Source organism: bacterium 336/3, assembly GCA_001281695.1.
Classification (GTDB): Bacteria; Bacteroidota; Bacteroidia; order Cytophagales; family Thermonemataceae; genus Raineya.
In genome coordinates, this window is sequence record LJIE01000001.1 from 3,264,862 (window position 1) to 3,284,948 (window position 20,087).

Consider the following 20,087-nt stretch of genomic DNA (forward strand, 5'->3'; position numbering starts at 1 on the left):
TAAAGTTTTTATTTTGAATCATCAATCAAATAAAAACCCTAGAATCTATATGGAACAGAGTAAAAAAACTATTCAGGCAGAATTTAAGAACTTATTGAGTAAGTATCAGAGTGACAAGCAACAAGTAGCTACCAAAGAAGAACTAGTAGCTTTGGTAAAAAAGCAGGAAACTGTAAAAAAAGCAGCTACTTATACTATTGACAACATTATCAAGAACTTAAGTGAACTCCAATTAGATTTTTCAGGGAATTTGGAAGATTGGTCTTCTACTCTTTCAGATGAGTCGGATAAATATAATGAACTCAAAGATGCTATCAAAGTAGAAACAGAACGTTTAGAACGCCTTAGAGAAGTAAAATTGGCAGCTGATGCTTTTTATCTTTTGAAAGAAGAACATCAAACACGTTTAAAAGCTTTGGAAGAGCAATTTGAAAAGACTTTTAAAGAAATTGATGAAGAAAAACTACAACTTAATGCAGAGTGGAAAAAAGAGCAGGAATTATTTGATATTCAGGTAAAAGAAGAAGATAGTAACATAGAAAAAGAAAGAACAAAAGAGAAAGAGAAACATCAGTACGAATGGGAACGCCTACAAAAAATAGAGAAAGACAAATATGAAGAGGATAAAAAACTTTTGGAGCGTTCGTTAGCCGAAACTGATGCAACCAAAGAGAAACAATGGAAAGAGAGAGAAGAAAAACTACAAACTCAACAAAAAGAATACGAAGATAACAAACAGAAAATTGCAGAATTTGACCAAAAACTTAAAGAAGAAACTAAACAAGAAACAGACAAAGCTGCTTCGGATGTTTCTAAAGAAATTAAAGCAAAACAAGAACTGATTGCCAAGGAAGAAGAAGCTAATGAGCAAATTAGCCAACATCAAATCCAAACTCTGGAGGCTATCATTCAAAGAAATGAAGAGGAAGTTACAAGGCTGACAGAAAAGTACAATCAGGCAATCGTACAGATACAAGAGCTTTCTACAAAAGCTTTGGATGTAAAACAAATTTAATTGTGTGTGGAGTAGAGAGTCTACTATGAAAACCTACTAATCAAAAACTTACAAATGATTTCTCTACTCCATACTCAATCATGATACTCATAATTTTTGGTTCAAATTCTTCATTATAAAAACATTCTACTATTATGGCATCTATCAATGCAAAAAGCACAAAACAAGAAGTTTTCGACGCATATCAAATACTTTTAAAAGAAAACCAGCAACTTACAAAACAAGTTGACACACTAAACAAAGAAAAGACAAGTTTAGAAGCCAAGTTAGGCAAAGCTCCTTCTTCTACAACTGTTGATACAAGTAGCATTCCCAAAGATAAATCTCTGACGGTTATTCAATACAAAATAGAAGATGTGATAGATGCTTTCCAGCGTATCCGTTCAGGTTTTGGAAATGCTGTGAGTGAGCTTTCTACAAAACTTACTCAAAAATCGTCAGAATTGGGTTCTCTACAAGATGAAATTTCTGAAATAGAAGCTTACATCAACGAATTACACGAAATTGGCGAAATCAAAGAAGATACATTTGCTAATATTTTGGAAGAATATCTTGAAAAATCGGAGTTATTTGCCAAAGAATACAGCCAGAAAGAAGACGCTTTGAATGCAAAATTGGATGAAATAGAGGCTTCTTGGGAAAAAGAGCAGTCTGAATACCAGACTCAACTTAATGAACGCAATGAAGAACTCAGCAAACGCCGTAAACGTGAAAAAGATGAGTACAACTACACTCTTACTCAGGAAAGAGCTTTGCTAAAAGACACTTACGAACAAGAGAAAAAGCAATTGCAAGAGGCTCTGGCTAATTTAAAAGAGCAAAAAGCCAAAGAATGGGCAACCAAAGAAAAAGAGATTGCAGACAAAGAAACAGATTATACTGAAACAAAAGCCAAAGCAAGTGAACTTGATGAGAAGAAAACCAAAGAGATTCAGCGTTCTGTAGAAAGTGTGAAAGGAGCGATTCGTAGAGATGCAGCCATCAAAGAGAATATTTTGGCTAAAGAAATAGAAGGTAAAAAACGCCTCAATGAAGTAAAAGTACAGGCTTTACAGAAAAATATTGAACAACAAGAGCAAAAAATTGCGTCTCTTAACAAACAGCTTTCTGATGTATTGCGTGAGGCTAAAGAACTCGCAGTGAAGGCAATAGATGGTGCTTCGAGTGCAAAATCGTTTGAAGCTCTTCGTGAAATCACTTCTGACCAAAGCAAAAATGCCTTGAAAAAATAGTTTTCCTTTATAATTACTATAACTATCGAAACATAAATGTAACACCCTCATTTGCTTGAGGGTGTTTTTTTGTTAGATTTGAATAGAAATGTATATCAGATGAAATTAAAAGATGTTAATGAGTTTTTAAAGAGTTTAGTAGATATTCCATTTACCCATACAACAAGAGCTGCTAATATGGAATGTCTAAAATTTGGGACTCTTATAATCGAGCAAAATGGAGAAAATAGAAATATTGGACTATTTGGTCTTCATCTTCAAGCATCTTGGAGATTTGAAAATAGATCTCATGTAATAGTGGGTAGTGATGATTTATATGAACGAGCTGATGAAAGTGATGAGTATGATGAAAATTATGATTATTATGAATTTAATGCTAATTTAAGAGATATAAAGCTTCATAAATTAATAAAACAAGAAGAATTAATTATTATTTCAGCAAAGGCTAATAAATATGGAGGCTTGAAAATCTCTTTTAATAAAAATATAAAGTTGCGTATTTTCCCTACTTCTACCACCAAAGCATATACAGAATATTGGAGAATATTGGATTTTCGAAAGGGTCATAAAAAGTCAAGACATTTGGTGAGTGCAACTGATGGATTTTCAATAAATCCAATGAAAAAATTATAATCATGAATGCTCTTTTATAACTATAAAAACACAAAAAACACCTTTATTTACAAAAAATGGTGCTTTTTGTTAGATTTGGAGAACTTTTTAGACTTTTCACTATGGATAAATATTACCCTTTAAAACATTGGGGTTTAACTTTGTTAATAGCTCCTATCCCACTTATGCTTAATGGTTTACTTTCTTCCTCTTTTAATTGGAACATTCTTGATATGCTTAAAGGAATTATTGAAGGTGTTATCAATGGCCTTTCTAGCTATATATTTATTGTATTTGCCTCAATTTTTTTCTCACTACCAACACTCTTAGTTTGTTTATTACTTTTCTATTTATTGAAGAGAATAAATGCAAACTTTATATTGACGAAAGTTGTCCTTATTACAATAGCAATCTTAGGTATTATCATAACTTTTCAACTGATTAAGGGTTCAGCTATAGAAACTTTAACATATATATATGGAGCTGTGAGTCTTTTGGTAGGCTCTATTCTTAACATAAAAAAAGAAGAATCTACCATACAAGCAGAATAGATTTGAATTTTAACTCTGAGAAGGTTTCTCTATAACCATTCTCAAACATAAAATTGCTGAGATAGTTGTAACAATCGTGAAAAACTTTTCGAAAGTGGTTTTGGCAACAATATTTCCAACAGTATTAAGTACAAACAAAACTACCAAAATCCATAAAACAACCGTTGCAAAGCCTCTTAATCGAGGCATTTTGATTTTCCCAGCATGTACAAGCACTACCCACAGGCATATTCCCATAATAGTCATGGAAATTATCTCAAAAACCATCAATTCTTCTTTAGTTTGCATACGTCCTCCCCACAAATAATCTATGGGAACATAATTAAAGAAAATAATACCTATAATTATAGAAAAATGAAATACTGCAAAAAAACTAAAAAGAAATACACTCCAGCGAGTAGCTTGTTGATAGGTGATTACTTTACTTATCCAATTTTTCATAAAAAATATAATATAAGAAAAATAGAGCTCATGGTTTATAGCTCTATTTTGTTTTTTTCTTAATATCTGATGGGCTTTCCTGCTTGTTTCAGGAGTTTTCCATTTTGGAAGGCAATTTCACCATTCACAATTACGCAATCTATGCCTTCAGAAAACTGATTAGGATTCGCAACAGTGGCTTTTCCATTGATGGTTTTAGGGTCAAAAATGGTTACATCAGCCCAATTACCATTTTTCAAATCGCCTCTATCCTTCATGGCTGGCTGTATGAGTTTGGCTGGGCGTGTAACTATGCGTTCAAGAGCCTGTTCGAGTGTCAGACCCATATTGAGGCAATGACGTATAGCTGTAGCTGCAAAACCTGCTCCTCTGGGGTGTGAGTTGGCTCTTGGTTCTTTTTCGATACCACCATCTGAGCCAAACATACAAAAATCTGTTTGGAGAGCCAAATTAATGGTTTTTTCAAAAGGCATTGTCCCTGGAGGCACAGCCACCAATAAACCACCTCTTTTTCTGTAAATTGGATATGTCTGAGCTGTTACTCGTTCACCTGTTCCTACAATCTCTAAATCTTCGTAGGTGATTCCATAACGTTTTCTCCAATCTCCTCCAAAACGTTCCGAAATGAGATATGTAGCCCAATAACTATACGGATATACACAACACGTAATTTTTGAGCCTTTGGCATTAGCATTTTGTATCAAGTCTAGGGCTTTTGCCATATTAAATGTGCCACCCGTAGAATTGATGTGGTCAATATGGATTTGTACTCCTGTTTCTTCTGTAAGTCTGATGGCTTCTTTTATACCTTCCTGTTCTTTGTCTTCTGAAGAATAACGCAGATGCAAGAAATAAGGACGATTATAGCGTTGAGCTATTTTTGCGTATTCTTTGAGTTCAGTGTAAGTAGTATCAGGCTGATACTCTGGACTATGAGCCATAGCAATAGCTCCTTCCTTCAAACCTCTTTCAGCAAGTTCATAACGTTTTGCAAGGGAAGCATACGCCAAACGCAAACGCATCACAAATACACTTACTCCATAATTTACTCTGTGAGGCAGTTTATCAAAATATTCATGGAATTTTTGGGGATATTCTGCCCCTCCATGCATCTGCAAAACTGTTGTGAGTCCATCAGAAACTTTATATTTCTCAAAGATAGTATAAGTTTGCTGTGGGTTTCCTGCGTTATCTGCCAGAATATCAATAAACCCAGGGCTTACAATTTTGCCTGTGGCATCAATTTCTTGTTTTCCTTGTAAAGCTGTTTGGCTTACTTTTAGTTTACCATCATCAGTAATACCCAAAAACCAGTCTTTCTGGAGTTTGCCTTCTGTATAAAGTGTTCCATTCTTGATGACCATTTTATAATCACCCTCCCCTAGTTTCTCTCCATTATTGCCAACAGTAATTTTTTTGCTATTATCTTTTTTTTGATCATCTGCCATACAACTTGGCGATAAAAGCAATGTAGCTGATGCAATAGTTATATCTTTGAGTGCTTTTCTACGGTTTATTTTCTTCATTAATAATAGTATTTTATTTTTCTGCAAAGTACAAAAAATACATCGAATAAAAAATTCTTGGGGTTTTAATAGAGATTCTATATTTTGCAACCTTATTTGCAAATTTTCATGATAGAAACAACCGTTATTATTATCGTCGTTACAGTTCTTATTAGTTTTATGGCTTGGTCACAGCCTAATTTAATGGCAAATTGGATTTTTAGCCCTTATCATATTCATCAACGAAAACAATGGTATCGTTTTGCTACCTCAGGTTTCTTACATGCAGATTATCTGCATCTGATTTTTAATATGGTTTCCTTGTATTTTTTGGGTCAGTATGCTGAACAGGGTTTTTTAGAAAAATATGATGCCGATTTGTATCGTTATTTTTATGTCATATTTTATATTTCTGCAATAGTTTTTTCTCATATTCCTGTCTATTTCAAACACAAACGAAACCCTGGTTATAGAGCATTAGGAGCTTCAGGGGCTGTTTCTGCTGTTATTTTTATGGCTGTTATTATGAAACCTGATATGAGACTGTTGATATTTCCAATACCTGTAAGTATCCCTGGGATTGTTTATGCAGTTTTATATGTTTTATATTCTGCTTATATGTCTAAAAATGCAAGAGATAATATTGGACACGAAGCTCATTTGTATGGCTCATTATATGGACTTGTTTTTGTGGGAGTCATGATGCCTGAAAGAATTGTATATTTTATGAATAACCTACCAACCTTCTTTTAGAAAACAAAAAAGCCCCAATTGGGGCTTTCTTATTAAAAATCTTCTGTAACTACTTTACACTTGGGTTGTTCTTTCTTGAAACGCTCAATATCTTCTTCAGATATATTTGTGTTATAGCAATACAAATTTCTCAAACCTCTTAAATGTACCAAAGGCTCTAAACTACTTACTTTTGTATGACTAATTCCCAAACTTTCAAGTCTTTGCATACCTCTCAATGCGTCCAGACTTTCAATTGAAGTATGTTGTATATATAGTTCTTCGAGATATTTATAACGTTTGATAGGATCTATAGATTTGATGCGGGTTTTTTGGAAATTGAGGTATTGTAGTTTTTCCAAACCAGCAATGGGTGTAAGGTCTTCTACCAAACACTCTGCTGCAAATATTCTTTCAAGTCTTCTAAGGTTTTGTAAAGGTGATAAGTCCTTTACTTTGGTTTTTCCAAAAGCAAGTGTATGAAGACCGAATAAATGAGTAACAGGGTCTAAAGAATTGATAGGCGTATCGTGAAAATAGATTTCCTCCAGCCTACGCATGTTACGTAAAGGCTCAAGACTACGAACTTGTGTGGTCATTAAGTCAAGGTGTGTGAGATGCTCAAACTGTTTTACAAGTTCTAAATCATCTACCTCTGTTTCTGCAATCACCAATGTTTCTATGTGTGGCAAGGCCTCTAATGGCTCTAAATTATCAATTCTATAATCTTTACAAACAAAAAAAGTAAGTTCAGAAATTTGCTTGAGTTCGGTGATGGTGGGTTCATCATCACTATCCATTCGGATAGCATCTTTAAAAGCTATTTTCCATGCTTTTTCTAAACTGTTCCACCATTTATTCAAATACCATTTTGTATAAAATTCTTCCCAAATATCAGCATGTTTAATAATATCTATTTGGGCTGCTATTTTTTTACCTTTATAGTCTGTAACAAAACTAATACCTTCCATGACACTGTTTGAGAATTTAAGTTCAAATTTATTAAGCTAACGCAATTTTTAAGAAACGATTTTGCTTAACTAAAGTTTTCTTCTGACCAAATTAGAAAAAAACTTTTAAAAGCATAAGGTTTTTGTAAAAAAATCGTAGCAAGTATTTCAAATACTTAGCAAAGTACTATGTCAACTCATAAAAGTACAAAAAAATAGTGCATAAAATTGAATTATCATTATTTTTTAAAAAAAAATACTCGGCTTGCATAACATTTTTGTTTACCTTTGTGTTATCAATATATAATTTTGAATTCTTATTGTAAAACCAAATAATTTTTATAAAAATGGAAACAGTGCAAAACAAAGAAGCAGAATTGGTAAAAGGTGGCGAGTTTTTGATTAAAGAAACACTTGCCCATACTGTATTCATTCCTGAAGATTTTTCAGAAGAGCAAAAAATGCTTGCCCAAACCTGTAAAGATTTTATTGCTAAAGAAATCACGCCACGCCTTGACGAAATAGATTACGCAAAAACCCCTGAATTGATGAGTAGCCTAATGAGTAAAGTAGGTGAACTTGGTTTGTTGGGTATTGGCGTACCTACAGAGTATGGTGGTTTTGGTATGGATTTCAATTCAACGATGCTTGCAGCAGATTATTTAGGTGGTGGACATAGCTTTGCAGTAGCATTTTCAGCTCATACTGGTATTGGTACATTGCCTATCCAGTATTATGGAAATGCAGACCAAAGAGCTAAGTATTTGCCTAAATTGGCTACTGGTGAGTGGAAAGCAGCTTATTGCTTAACTGAGCCAGATAGTGGTTCGGATGCTAACTCTGGTAAAACAAAAGCCGTTTTGACTGAAGATGGTAAGCATTACATCATCAATGGTCAGAAAATGTGGATTACCAATGGTGGTTTCGCAGATGTATTTATTGTATTTGCAAAAATAGATAGCGATAAAAACCTAACTGCATTCATCATAGACAAAGATTTTCCAGGAATCACGATGAATGAGCCTGAAAAGAAAATGGGTATCAAGGGTTCTGACACTCGTCAAATTTTCTTTAATGACTGTAAAGTGCCTGTAGAAAACATGCTTTCTACTCGTGAAAATGGTTTCAAGATTGCTGTTAATATCTTAAATATTGGTCGTATCAAGCTTTCAGTTTCTGCCAATGGTGGTGCAAAAGCAGCATTGAATCATGCAATCAATTATGCTCATGAAAGAAAGCAATTTGGTGTTTCTATCAATAAATTTGGTGCTATTCGTCAGAAGTTAGCTTTGGTAGCTGCCCGTGTGTATGCTACTGATTCAGCAAACTATCGTGTAGGACAAAACATAGAAAGTGCTATTCAGGCTTATATGGCTCAGGGTATGGATGAAGCAACTGCTAAATTGAAGAGCTTTGAGCAATTTGCAATTGAGTGTGCTATCATGAAAGTACATGGTTCTGAAACGCTTGACCTTTCTACAGATGAAGCTGTACAAATATATGGTGGTATGGGTTATTCTGCCGAGTCGCCTGTAGAGCGTGCTTACAGAGATTCTCGTATCAACAGAATTTTTGAAGGTACAAACGAAATCAACAGAATTTTGGCTGTCGGAACTATCTTAAAAAGAGCCATGAAAGGCGAATTGGATATTTTAGGTCCTGCTCAAGCCGTAGCAAAAGAATTGATGTCTGTTCCTGATTTCGCAACTCCTGATTATAGTGAGTTATTCTCAGCAGAAAAAGCTCTTTTAAAAGGCATGAAAAAGTGCATTTTGATGGTAGCTGGTGCTGCTGCTCAAAAATTTGGTGCTAAATTCGCTGATGAGCAGGAAATCATGATGTATTTGGCTGACATGCTAATCGAAGTATTTGTTTCTGAGTCTGTATTATTACGTGTAGAGAAGCTTATTCAATTACGTGGTGAGAAAGCTTGCCAAACAGAAAAAGACATGGCGTTGGTATATTTACATGAATCTTTAGATGTATTCTCGAAAGCAGGTAGAGATGCTGTAAACTCTTTTGCAACAGCAGATGAGCAAAGAGCTATGCTTATGGGCTTACGTAGATTCACTAAAATAGACCCTATCAACAAGAAAGAAACTCTTCAAAGAGTAGCTCAAGTATTGATTGAGAAAAATGAATATCCATTTTCAATTGTTTAATAGATGTTGTTTTGAATAAAAAGCTCGTAAATTATACGAGCTTTTTTATTGAAATACAGTTTTTTACGTTTAAGCATAAAAAAAAATGTAAAAAAAATGTAAAAAAAATTTGCGTTGTATTACTGAATCTTCTAATTTTGTGTCATCAAAATAAGATGCCCGATCGTCTAACGGCAGGACTACAGTTTTTGGTACTGTGTATATTGGTTCGAATCCAGTTCGGGCAACTTCAAGCCTCTAAACTCTAAGTTTAGGGGCTTTTTTCTTTTTATCTCCTCTTTAACCATCTTTTCATTCATTATACAATAATAGAAACTTGATATGATAATACATAAAATCATACACCCTTTCAGCACACATATTTGCGATGGAGATATTTTATCTGAAAATAATTTTTTACTAATTGATGAAAAGAACAATATTTATAGAAATGGTATAAAAATCAATATTAAAATGGATTTAGAATTCCCAATTATCAGAATCATTTCTGATGATTATTTTATATTGGTAGATGGTGATAGTAATAAAAAGAAAGATAATGCATGGATTATACATAATAATGGTACAATAGAAAATGCATTTTATATTGGAAATGCATTCAATATAATTTTAACAGAATCTAATATAATTGCTGCCTACTCAGAATGTAATTTGAATACAGAGAGGATTTTTAAGCATACTGCTAACCCTTCAGAAAAAGATGTAAGTTCCGAAGGGTTAGCAGTTTTTGACCTTCAAGGAAATTGTTTATTTAAATATATGAGTGATGCAAAAGAAGAAAACATCATACCTTTCATAAGTATTTATTCATTTCTAAGAAAAGATGAAGATAATATTTATCTTCTGGCTTACCTATTTACTCGAGACATCGCTATTTTAGAGTTTAATTTAAATAGTTACTCAATCAAACATATTCTCAATATTCCAGAAGCGTTTGATTGTAATTTACCAAGAGCCATGACGAAAAAAAATGATGATTGGTATTTTCTTACAACAAACCCAAACCATACAGAAATAGAACAAGGAAATCTCAACAGTTTAAAATCTTATTTATTTAAATTAGATAAGATGTTATTTGTAGAAAAAATAGGAGAATGTTGTTTCTCTAATAAAATGCATGGTAATGATGATGGTTCATTCTCCGTTCCATTGAGCATAAAGAATCAATATCAAAATTCTTGTTTCATTAAGATATAAAACCAAGTAATACAATATAAGCATTTCTGTATACACTTTTATTGTATCCAAATGTAAGTCTTAAACAATTATAATCCATCAATCAATTAAAAGCTTTATAATTAAAGTTTAGAGGTTTTTTTCTTTTTATACATTCTTTATTTTAAAGAAAGAAAAATTAAATATAAATAATCTTGTAACTAAACTGATATTTATTGTGTCCAATTCGAAAAACTTAACAAATCGAAGAATATGGATACCTCAATCAAAAAAGTTTTACACTTTCCTATCATAAAAATTATCCTTGGAATTAGCATTTGTTTTTTACTATTCATTGGAGTTCAAAATTTCATATCAAAACCTTTTTTTTATAGCATCATTCAAGATAAGAATATTGCTGACCCATTTATTCATGGCATTTCTTTACTCGTTTTGCTATTTGGATATTACTTTTTATTTCGTCTATATGATAAAAGGGAAATATCAGAGCTATCCCTTAAATATATTGGTAAAGAAATGCTTGGAGGCTTTTCTTTAGGTTTTTTAACCATTTCTTTATCTATTGCCATTTTATATTTTTTAGGCTATTATCAGTACATTGGTATTACAACAGATCATTATTCTTTCAGGTTATTTGGACTTTTAATGGTTGCAGCCTTTATTGAAGACTTATTTGTTAGAGGTATTGTCGTACGAGTATGTGAAAATTGGTTAGGCACCAACCCTACCTTAATTATAGGGACATTATTTGAACTTGATCATCTATTTAACCCCAATGTGAATATATTTAGCATATTTTTTATTTTGATTTGGGGATTTACAACATCCATGTTGTTTATATACACAAAAAGAATTTGGTTACCCTTTTTCTTTCATTTGGGTTGGAATTTTGCACAACCTTTTTATGGTTCTAATCTTACAGGTTTAAATAACATGGGAAGCATTATTCAGTCAAAATGGAATGGACCTGAGTTATTAACAGGAGGAGCTGTAGGAATTGAAGACTCAATTTTCACAGGTATCTTCTTATTGCTTATTGGTGTTATTCTTTATGTTCTTGCAAAGAAAGAAGGGAAAATTATAAAGAAAAAATGGTAGTTAGCCAAAAAATCTACTAAACCCTAAACTTGAGAAGTCTTATTTTTTATATACTTTTTTTCATTTCAAGTCTCAAAAATCATCTTGATTTTCCAATCAATTTTATTTCATAAATACCTTTTTTGGCTCGTCCAATTAAATGTTATAACATTTAATTTTCAAAAAAAATCATAAAACACACAAAAACTTACATGTTTTTTTTTAGCAAAAAATAATAAAAAAATGTTTAAATACACTTTTTACACCTATTTTCCTTAAAAAAAATTATTTTATTACACCAATGCAAAATCAGGGATTCCCTGATGCGTAGCAATTTTTTATTTCGTAGGTTGCCATCAAAATAATAATCAAAACGATTATAAATTTTATTTTTGCTAGATTCAAAAAGTAATGTAGATGTTCTACATTACTTTTTCTTTTAAGATCAAAGTTTGTACACTATGGAAGAAAAATATTTATACCTACCCGAAGCACAAGCAGAAAGTTATTGGGATTTAGATACTAATAACTGGCTTGAATCTCTTGGAAACATTAAAAGTGTCAACATTTTTGTTGGAGCTAACAATTCTGGGAAAAGCAGGTTGATGAGGTTACTTTTGTCTAAAAACAAATACAATATTCTTCCAAATAAAAATACTGTAATTAATTTTAAAAAACTTAGTACAAATACAAATATAATATCTCGCCATATTAGATTTAAAGATGATATTATAAATAGATTAAATAATTTTAATACAGAAAACAAAGATACTTTTCAACGGGATATTGATTCTATCATTAATATTTTTAAAGGATATAATGAATATGAAATAGTAGAAAAAACATTAAAAGATGTTAAGCATATTGAATATCTCTCATTACCACAAATCATATATATTCCTATTTTAAGAAGTGCTTTAACATTTTACAGAAATGATTTTGGGCAAAATCCCCAGATATATTCTGATAATATTTATGAGAAAACAATTTGGGAATTGTATGATTTTGCTTCTAAAGTACCAGAAAAAAATAAATTCGAGGTTTTTACAGGTAAAAATTTATACGAACAAATCAAAAAAGAATTACTAAGTCCAAGAAATACTCGTGATAATTTTAGAGCTTTTGAAAAGTTTATTGGAGATGTATTTTTTAATGAGAAAATAGAAATTGGAGTTATAGATTCCCAAGAAGATAAAAAGAGACACATTCGTGTTTATTTTGAAAAAGATGATGACAAAAACATACAGGATTTAGGTGATGGTATTCAAACTATTATTATCCTTACTTACAAACTTTTCATGGCAGAAAAAGGGGCTTGGATATTTATAGAAGAGCCTGAACTCAATTTACATCCTGCTTATCAAAGAATTTTCTTAGAACTGATTACCAAACGTTCAGAAATAACAGAAAAAGAACTTACTATTTTCTTTACCACCCATTCCAATCATTTGTTGGATATTACGATTACTCAAAATTCAAAGATTTCGATATTTGTATTTGAAAGAGATAAAAGAAATGGCGAAAATGTTTCGCTGATACGCAATGTTTCTGCTACCGATTTACAAACCTTAGATACTTTGGGCGTACACAATTCTTCGGTGTTTATGGCAAATTGTAGTATTTGGGTAGAGGGCATCACAGATAGAATTTACATCCGAAATTATCTCAAAGCCTATATAAAACATTGTCAAGAGAATACTAATAAAGAATTTGAAAAAGAATACAAAGAAGACTTACATTTTGCTTTCTTTGAGTATGCAGGGAGTAATTTAGAACACTACAATTTTGATAATTCTGAAACAGAAAATATACAAGCTAAATTTATAACTAATAGAGTATTTGTTATTGCAGATAGGGATGAAAATAAAGAAAGGAAACATACCAAGTTTAAAGCTCAATTAAAAAACAATTACCAAGTTCTAAAAGTAAAAGAAATCGAAAATTTATTGAAAGGGAGTTTCTTAAAAGAAAAATTACCAAAACTATTTTCTTCGATAAAAGCAAATGATATTTCTTCTATGGATTTTAAAGAACAAGAGTATAAAAACACTTTTTTAAGATATTATCTAATAAAAAAACTTCAAGTGTTAGAAAATCGACCTGAAGAACTAAAATTGGAATTTAAGAAGGTTAAAAACTCTAAAATAAAACAAGAAAAGCAGGAAACATTCTCTCAATATTACAAGCAAAAATTAGCCAATCTAACAAACAACATTACTTGGGATGAAATGAGTAAAGAAGCTCAGGAGCTAACTAAAAAAATTTACAATTTTATCAAAGCTAATAACAAAACCAAAGCCTAACTATAAACAATCAAAGGATAATGCACACTTTTTTATATTTTTCCAATAAAAATATAACTATTTATATTTTTATTAAAACAATGCTTTATTTGAGTGTTATGAGGGTATTAAGGTTTCTTTTTCTTTTATTCTAAAAACTTGATTTTTTCTTAATCTGTTTTATGCTGGTTGGTTGGTATGCTTGCATATTTTTGCGGCACAATTAAACAACATAAAATCTTACTACCATGTTTAAAAACTATTTTATTGCCATTTTACTGGCATGTGGAAGTCCATTGTTTGCCCAAAAAAATGTGCAAACTCAGCTTACCAAAATCTCCCACTCTGTGTCAGAAAAAGAAAGTGTAGAATCATTGTTCGATTCTTCCTTATACCCTTTTTATCATGGAGTAGCCTCTGGTGACCCTACTACATCGAGTGTGATTATTTGGACTCGTGTAAGCCCTACCACAGACGCTGACATAACTGTTACATGGAAAGTAGCCACAGACCCACAACTTCAAAATGTTGTGAAACAAGGTTCTTTGGTTACCAATGTTTCAAAAGATTATACTGTAAAGCTAGATGTAACTGGTTTACAAGCTAATAAAACCTACTATTATGGTTTCAATGCCTTGGGTAAAAACTCTGCAACTGGTCGTACTCGTACTGTACCCACCAACAACGTTTCTCAACTTCGTTTTGCAGTCGTTTCTTGTTCCAATTATCAAAATGGTTATTTCAATGTGTATGACCGTATTGCTGAAAGAAATGATCTTGATGCAGTCATTCACTTAGGTGACTACATTTATGAGTATGAAAAGGGTGGTTATGGGTATAGCCAAGAAGTTGGCAGAGGACATGAGCCTGCTAATGAAACCATTACCTTGCAAGATTATCGTGTAAGACATTCATTTTATAAACTAGACCCATCTTTAAGAAAAATCCATCAACAACATCCTTTTATCTTGGTTTGGGATGACCACGAATTTGCCAATGATGCCTATGTAGATGGAGCTGAAAATCATCAGCCTGAAACAGAAGGAAATTGGAATAATCGTAAAAATAATGCTTGGAAAGCATATTTTGAATGGATGCCTATCAGAGATAATGCACAAAAGCCAAATCGTATTTACAGAAAATTTCAGTATGGCAATCTGCTTGATTTAATCATGTTGGATACTCGTATTGAGGGTCGTGATAAACCCGATGGTGGAAAGCTTTTCAGAGAGAATAACCAAAAAAATAAATTTTCATCAGAATTAGAAGCTAATAAGTTTTTACTGAGAAGTTTCCTTGAAGAAACCTTCCAAATGAATAATGGTGTAGGTTTAATTTCTAAAGAAGAATTTGAGTCTTTGTATAATACTTTACTTACTTATCTTGAAAAAGCAGAATGGAAAAGTGAAAAACTTTCTCAGGTAGTTTCTAACGAGGAAATGGAAAAACTAAGAAGTAAAGTTTATGAGAGTGTACAAAAGGCTTATGCTCAAATGAGAAGTTCTGATAAAAAACTATTGGGTGATGAGCAGTTCAATTGGTTGACTCAACAGCTTTCAAATTCACAAGCAAAATGGAAAGTTCTTGGAAACCAAGTAATGATGATGCCTTTTATTCCTTTGGGCTTAAAAGATACTTGGAATGGTTATGAAGCAGAGAGAACTCGTTTGTACAACCATATTTTGCAAAACAACATCAAAAATGTGGCTGTTATTACAGGTGATATTCACATGACTTTCGTAGGAGATTTACCTGAAAGCCTTTTGAAATATAGTTCTTTGTTCAAGAAAGGTTCAGTAGGTGTAGAATTTGTTACACCCAGTGTTACATCTTCAAATCTTGATGAATTTGTAGGCTTTTCAAGTTCATTTTTAAATTGGTTAGTAGATTTATTCAATCCTCATATTAAAGAGGCTAATTTGAGTGAACATGGCTATTTTATTTTAGATGTGAGAAATGAACGTATTCAAGCAGATTGGTTCTATGTAAACAGTGTAAAAACAATTACAACAGGACAGCGTTTTTCTCATGGTTATTATGTAAATGATGGCAGTCGTTTTCTAAAAAAAGCAAATGGAGCTTCATCGCTTATAAGCCCTAATGCTCCTCTACAAGCTCCTAATGCAAAAAACATCAGCACCACAGAAACCAAACAAGAATTAAATAATCTGATGATTTTGGGTAATTATCCAAACCCTACACAAGATATTACCAATTTACACTTTGGAGTGGTAAAATCTTCTGATATCAGTATTCATTTGTATAATGAAAAAGGTGTTATGATTCATACTCTTTTAGAATCAAAACTGGAAGGAGGTTTATACAATTTGGAGTACAATACTAAAAACTTAGTAGATGGTATTTATTTTGTTCGTATACACGATAACAATCAGATGATTTCCAAAAAATTGATTGTAAAACACCAATAGAACTACATATTTCTAAAAAGGCTGAAATTAATTTTCAGCCTTTTTTATTAAGCAGATGTGGGCAACAAAAACCTAAAAATTGTCCCCTTACCTACTTGGCTTTCTACTGAAATTTCACCTTTATTTTTTTCTATCATTTCTTTACAAAGTAATAAGCCTATACCTGTTCCCTTCTCTCCTTGTGTACCTATGGTAGAGAAATGAGTGGTTTCTTTAAAAAGTTTATCCATTTGCTCTTCAGTCATTCCAACCCCATTGTCTTGGATGGCTATTTCATAAAAATCACCTTTTAAATTTGCATTCATTTGTATAAAGCCCTTCTTAGGTGTAAATTTCAGGGCATTACTGATTAAGTTTCGGATTACTAAACTAATTTGTTCGTTATCTGCCCAAACTACTATATTTTCATCTATTTTATTTTCCAAATGAATATTTTTAGCTTTTGCTACTTCTTCCAAAAATCGTATACTCTCTTCTACAAGTGTATACATATATACTTTTTGCGGATTAGTAACCAAACCATCTCGTTGGTTATTTGCCCATGAAAGTAGATTATTTAAGGTAAAATGTACGTTCTCTACATTGCTTTTCAAATTTCCTGAAAGCTTCACAAACTCTTTTGGGCTGATATATTCGTTTTTTAGTAAGTCTATCATACTTAATAATGTATTGATAGGTGAACGCAAATCGTGTCCGATAATGGCAAAAAATTTATCTTTGGTAGCATTTACTTGAGATAAATTTTCAAGAGCTGATGATATTTCCTCATTTTTTTGAAAGAGTTCTGTTCTTTGAATTTCCAAAATATCACGTTGGCTACGAATTTCTTCTGACTGCATAGATATTTCTTCATTTTTATGCAAAACCTCTTCTTTGGCTTTCTGCTCCTTTTGTTTGGAACGATAAATAAAATATGCAAAAATGAGTACAGAAATCAATCCTAAACATACCAAATAAACAATATAACTTTGTAGTCTTCTTGCTTCTTTTTCTTTTAATATTTCCAATTGTTTTTTCTCACTTTCAGCCTGCAATTGTTTCTCAACAGCTTTGAGTCTGCTTGCCTCCAAACTCGCTTTTTGGGCTAAGGCAAGCAGGCTGTCTTGTTTTCTTCTGTCTTGCTCCTTCTGAGCCAAAGCCCATAATTCTTTTGCCTCTGATTCTTTTTGTATGGCTAATCTTGCATTCTTTTCTTTTTCAGCCTCTATTTGTTGTAATTTTTTATCTTTATTTAAAATATCTATTTCTTTTTGTTTTCTTTCTAATTCTACTTTGGCTTCTAAATTGGCAATAGCTTTGGCTTTATCCACATTAAACATGCTGTCATTCGTATTTTTATACAGTTCATGTAATTCTAAAGCCTCAGAAAAGTTTCCTTTTAGTTTATAAGCTTCATATAAAATTTTACTTGACTGCTTAATTTGAGGTAAAGCTTTTACTTCTTGAGCTACTTTTAAACTTTTGGAAGCATACTCAATACTTTTATCATATTCTTTTGTTTTTTGATAAATACCAGCAATATTGCTAAGACAATAGGTTGAACCTTCTTTATCTCCTATTTCTTCACATACTTTTAAACTCTTAAATAAATAATCCAAAGCTAATGGATAATTGCCTTGCTTATCATAAATATTGCCTAAATGCTCCAAAACAATGGCTATGCCTTGTTTGTCTTTGAGTTCTTCAAATATCTTCAGACTTTTTTGGTATGTTTCTAAAGCCAACTCATACTTCCCTGTATTTTTATAAATAATGCTGATGCTTCCTAAACTGGTAGCAACACCTATTTTATCTCCTATTTCTTCTCGTATTTTTAGGCTTTTTTGGTAGTACTCAAGTGCCAAAGTATTGTTACCTTGTACATTATAAATATTTCCAATATTGTTCAGGCTATTTGCTATTTCTACTTTTTTATTTGCTTCTTCTGCTATTTTCAAGCTTTTAAACTGATATTCGAGAGCTAAAGGATAATTACCTTGTAAACGATAAATCATGCCAAAACCTGCAAAACTATTGATTACACCTTTTTTATCATTGATTTCTTCTGCTATTTTCAAGCTTTTAAACTGATATTCAAGAGCTTGCTGGTAATTACTTTTCACTCGATAGGCTGCTGCCATACTGTTAAGTCCTCGGCTTTTACCTTTCTGATAATTTATTTTTTCACTTTTTTCAATAATCTGTTTGGATATAGCAATACTAGTATCAGGTTTACTTCTATGATACAAAAAAGCTATTTCAACCAGTGTAAGTATTTTTGTAGAATCGTGTTTAGCTGTTTGATAAATATTCATTAGACTATCAATAGCTTTTCTATTTTGGGCTTGTGAAAAATAGGTAAAAGAAATTAGAAAAATAAGCAAAATAGCCCTTTCCATGGTTGGGAGAATTTTATTGAAAGGTAATAAAAAAATAGAATTTGCAAAAATTCTATTTTTTATGAGACTTATTTAAAAGCAAAATAGCCGAAAGTATTTTCGGCTATTCTTTTTTATCAGGCTTTTTCGGGACACAGAGCATCCAAACAGTGTTATCTTTAAGGATTTTTTGCATTTCTATAGCTACTTTCTCTGCTTCATCTGTACTTTCCGTTTCAAGCACATGTACATTATAATAACCACTCCTGAAACGTATTTTAGCGTCAATATTATTATCTCTTTTCAGCAGACGTACTTGTCTTTCTGCATTCCCTTTAACCATAAAAGCCCCTACAACTACATAACTGATGTATTTTTTCTGACGAAGTTTTATCCTTGTGGGTTCTGTAAGCGTATCTGGGTGTACTATTAAATCAGGTTCTTCGATTTTAGACAGAGAAAGTGTATCATCTACATATACCGTATCCATTACAACATCATCATCATAAACCGTGGAATCCACAACTTTTACACTATCTTCTTTTCCTTCTGTAATTATTTTGGATAATCTTTTTAGGTTGTAAATCAATTGTATCTCATGAACAGGGTTTTTATTAAATCCAGCCTTTTCTGCACTAAATTTATAAGAATAACTTATCCCAAATTTAGTTTTATAAAACTTTGTTCCTGCAATAGCAGCAAATCCATATCCTTGTATCCAGCTCCCACCAAACCAATGATGTTTTCTACCTTCATAATAATTAAGCATATTATTTATTTCTAATACACTCTGTTTATTATCAAAGGTTCTAAAAATTACCAACGGCTTCATATACCAATTCTGAAGCTTTTGTGTTTGAATTTGACGAGAAATAGACAGAAACCAATTCGATAACGGATAAAAACCTTGCACAGTATTGTCTAAACGAGATGATTTGAATAGTTTGGGCAAACCTCCACCCAACTCCCAAACACTTGTCCCAGATTTTCCACCAAATACATATAAAAATCCAAATTGTCCCAAGGGTCTTGCAAATTTATCTCTTCTGTTCACGATAGCTGGGTCAGCAAGTATATCAGGGTCATCTGTATTAAGTCCATCATTTTCAGCACCTAAAGCAAGTCCAAGTCTTAAACTATTGACAGGTAATCCAAAGGCATTTATTTTGAGTTCACGAGCATACGAAAACCATCCACCTGTTGTTCTCCAAATACTTCTCTGAAAATTATACAAATGTCCACCCCAAGAATTTGGTGTGACAACCTCTGCATTGAAGTTTTTATTAAAACTCAATGAGTTGAATATGGGCACATTATCAAAGGCTCCAATTTGTTGCCTGTGATGTGTAAAAAAGAATAGTGGATCTTCTGGAATACCAAACAAGGGAGGCAAACCTGCTGCAGCTGGGTTCAAAAGAGAATAGTTATTGAAATTATGTAAGTGAAATGGCAAATTGGGTACATTCTGCCCTGACACCTTCAGAACACTCAAAAACAAAAAAATAAGTATAGTTATTTGTGCCTTAAAAGACATTTTTATAGATGTTCTTTTTTAGTAGAAAGGTA

Annotated in this window: 13 protein-coding genes, 1 tRNA gene and 2 pseudogenes; 11 read left to right on the top strand and 5 right to left on the bottom strand. The window is 32.0% G+C overall.

Going from position 1 to position 20,087, the window contains the following annotated elements; genetic code table 11:
- The first annotated feature begins 49 nt into the window (after positions 1-49).
- From AD998_15335 to AD998_15350, 4 genes are all read left to right on the top strand, one after another.
- Positions 50-1,015: a hypothetical protein gene (locus AD998_15335; GenBank protein ID KOY87340.1), complete on the top strand. Its 966-nt coding sequence runs from the start codon at positions 50-52 to the stop codon at positions 1,013-1,015.
- A gap of 134 nt (positions 1,016-1,149) precedes the next feature.
- On the top strand, positions 1,150-2,247 hold the full coding sequence (locus AD998_15340) for a hypothetical protein (protein KOY87341.1): 1,098 nt from the start codon (positions 1,150-1,152) through the stop codon (positions 2,245-2,247).
- 51 nt (positions 2,248-2,298) lie between these two features.
- Positions 2,299-2,880 (top strand): hypothetical protein, encoded by a 582-nt coding sequence (locus tag AD998_15345; GenBank protein KOY87342.1) that lies wholly within the window; start codon positions 2,299-2,301, stop codon positions 2,878-2,880.
- A gap of 56 nt (positions 2,881-2,936) precedes the next feature.
- Positions 2,937-3,410 carry a hypothetical protein gene (locus tag AD998_15350; protein ID KOY87343.1) on the top strand — a complete coding sequence of 158 codons (474 nt, stop codon included), beginning with the start codon at positions 2,937-2,939 and terminating at the stop codon, positions 3,408-3,410.
- A 9-nt stretch (positions 3,411-3,419) separates the two neighbouring features.
- On the opposite strand, the gene AD998_15355 is transcribed toward AD998_15350, so the two are convergent.
- Positions 3,420-3,827 carry a hypothetical protein gene (locus AD998_15355; GenBank protein KOY88234.1) on the bottom strand — a complete coding sequence of 136 codons (408 nt, stop codon included), beginning with the start codon at positions 3,825-3,827 and terminating at the stop codon, positions 3,420-3,422.
- Positions 3,828-3,910: 83 nt separating this feature from the next.
- Positions 3,911-5,377: a nitrate reductase gene (locus AD998_15360; protein KOY87344.1), complete on the bottom strand. Its 1,467-nt coding sequence runs from the start codon at positions 5,375-5,377 to the stop codon at positions 3,911-3,913.
- A 108-nt stretch (positions 5,378-5,485) separates the two neighbouring features.
- Between AD998_15360 and AD998_15365 the strand changes: the two genes are divergently transcribed.
- On the top strand, positions 5,486-6,109 hold the full coding sequence (locus tag AD998_15365) for a hypothetical protein (GenBank protein KOY88235.1): 624 nt from the start codon (positions 5,486-5,488) through the stop codon (positions 6,107-6,109).
- Positions 6,110-6,141: 32 nt separating this feature from the next.
- Here AD998_15365 and AD998_15370 read toward each other — a convergent pair whose 3' ends face one another.
- Complete coding sequence (locus AD998_15370) at positions 6,142-7,059, bottom strand: hypothetical protein (protein KOY87345.1); 918 nt, start codon at positions 7,057-7,059, stop codon at positions 6,142-6,144.
- 326 nt (positions 7,060-7,385) lie between these two features.
- Here AD998_15370 and AD998_15375 point away from each other — a divergent pair, with 326 nt between their 5' ends.
- From AD998_15375 to AD998_15400, 6 genes and pseudogenes are all read left to right on the top strand, one after another.
- Complete coding sequence (locus tag AD998_15375) at positions 7,386-9,200, top strand: acyl-CoA dehydrogenase (protein KOY87346.1); 1,815 nt, start codon at positions 7,386-7,388, stop codon at positions 9,198-9,200.
- 156 nt (positions 9,201-9,356) lie between these two features.
- Positions 9,357-9,427: transfer RNA gene (locus AD998_15380), tRNA-Gln, on the top strand.
- A gap of 94 nt (positions 9,428-9,521) precedes the next feature.
- On the top strand, positions 9,522-10,397 hold the full coding sequence (locus AD998_15385; GenBank protein ID KOY87347.1) for a hypothetical protein: 876 nt from the start codon (positions 9,522-9,524) through the stop codon (positions 10,395-10,397).
- A gap of 231 nt (positions 10,398-10,628) precedes the next feature.
- On the top strand, positions 10,629-11,474 hold the full coding sequence (locus AD998_15390) for a hypothetical protein (GenBank protein KOY87348.1): 846 nt from the start codon (positions 10,629-10,631) through the stop codon (positions 11,472-11,474).
- A gap of 440 nt (positions 11,475-11,914) precedes the next feature.
- Entirely contained in the window at positions 11,915-13,756 is a 1,842-nt protein-coding gene (locus AD998_15395; GenBank protein ID KOY87349.1) for a hypothetical protein, read from the top strand.
- Positions 13,757-13,983: 227 nt separating this feature from the next.
- Positions 13,984-14,961: pseudogene (locus AD998_15400) on the top strand (hypothetical protein).
- 1,250 nt (positions 14,962-16,211) lie between these two features.
- On the opposite strand, the pseudogene AD998_15405 reads toward AD998_15400, so the two are convergent.
- Positions 16,212-16,952: pseudogene (locus tag AD998_15405) on the bottom strand (hypothetical protein).
- A gap of 1,693 nt (positions 16,953-18,645) precedes the next feature.
- Positions 18,646-20,055, bottom strand: a complete 1,410-nt coding sequence (locus AD998_15410; GenBank protein ID KOY87350.1) for a hypothetical protein — start codon at positions 20,053-20,055, stop codon at positions 18,646-18,648.
- Between the last annotated feature and the right edge of the window lie 32 nt (positions 20,056-20,087).